Annotated in this window: 1 protein-coding gene; it reads left to right on the forward strand. The window is 62.2% G+C overall.

Translation table 11 applies throughout. The features are described from left to right. On the forward strand, positions 1–1,580 hold a 1,580-nt coding region (locus AC07O4_RS29860), incomplete at its 3' end, for a hypothetical protein (RefSeq protein WP_495306405.1).

The raw sequence follows: 1,580 nt of genomic DNA on the forward strand, positions 1-1,580 counted from the left end.
ATGCTGCTCGTCGCCGTGCTCAAGCCAGACGATGTCGACGTCGACAGGCTGCTGACGTTGCTGTTCGTCGTGCTCAGGCCGGTAGACAGGCTATCGATGCCACTGGTCGCCGTACTCAAGCCCGACGACGTGGACGTCGACAGGCTGTCGATACGGCTGTTCGTCGTGCTCAAGCCAGACGAAGTCGAGGTCGACAAGCTGCCGACGTTGCTGTTCGTGGTGCTCAGACCCGTGGACAGGCTGGAGATACCGCTGGTGGCCGTGCTCAAGCCGCTCGACGTGGACGTCGACAAGCTGTCCAGGTTGCTGTTGGTGGTGCTCAGGCCGGTGGACAGGCTCGAGAAGCCACTGGTCGCCGTGCTCAAGCCCGTCGACAGGCTGTCGATGCTGCTCGTGGCCGTGCTCAGGCCGGACGATGTAGACGTCGACAAGCTGCTAATGCTGCTGTTCGCCGTGCTCAAACCCGACGACGTGGAGGTCGAGAGGCTGCCGACGTTGCTGTTCGTCGTGCTCAACCCAGTGGACAGGCTGGAGATGCCGCTGGTGGCGGTGCTCAGACCCGACGAGGTCGAGGTCGAGAGGCTGCTGACGTTGCTGTTCGTCGTGCTCAGGCCGGTCGACAGGCTGGAGATACCACTGGTCGCGGTGCTCAAACCAGAGGACGTAGACGTCGAAAGGCTGTCGATGTTGCTCGTCGCCGTGCTCAGACCGGACGACGTCGAGGTCGACAGGCTGCTCACATTGCTGTTTGTCGTGCTCAAGCCAGTCGACAGGCTGGAGATACCGCTGGTGGCAGTGCTCAAACCAGACGACGTGGACGTCGATAGGCTGTCGATGTTGCTCGTCGCCGTGCTCAGGCCGCTCGACGTGGAGGTCGACAGGCTGCTGACGTTGCTGTTGGTCGTGCTCAAGCCAGTGGACAGGCTAGAGATGCCGCTGGTCGCAGTGCTCAGACCCGAGGACGTAGACGTCGAGAGGCTGTCGATACTGCTCGTCGCCGTGCTCAGGCCGCTCGACGTGGATGTCGAAAGGCTATCGATACGGCTGTTGGTCGTGCTCAGGCCCGACGACGTCGAAGTCGACAGGCTCGAAATTCCACTGGTTGCAGTGCTCAGACCGCTCGACGTGGAGGTCGAAAGGCTGTCCAGGTTGCTGTTCGTGGAGCTGAGGCCGGTAGACAGGCTGGAGATGCCACTGGTCGCGGTGCTCAAACCAGAGGACGTCGAGGTCGACAGGCTGCTCACGTTGCTGTTCGTCGTGCTCAGACCCGTGGACAGGCTGGAGATACCGCTGGTGGCAGTGCTCAAACCAGACGACGTCGAAGTCGAAAGGCTGTCGATGCTGCTCGTGGCCGTGCTCAGACCGGACGAGGTCGAGGTCGACAAGCTGCTGACATTGCTGTTCGTGGTACTCAGGCCGGTAGACAGGCTGGAGATCCCGCTGGTCGCCGTGCTCAAACCCGACGATGTGGACGTGGAGAGGCTGTCGATGCTGCTCGTCGCGGTGCTCAAACCAGACGACGTCGAGGTCGACAGGCTGCTCACGTTGCTGTTCGTCGTGCTCAGGCCCGTGGACAGGCT

It is taken from the genome of Variovorax sp. GW821-FHT09D04 (genome assembly GCF_059416405.1).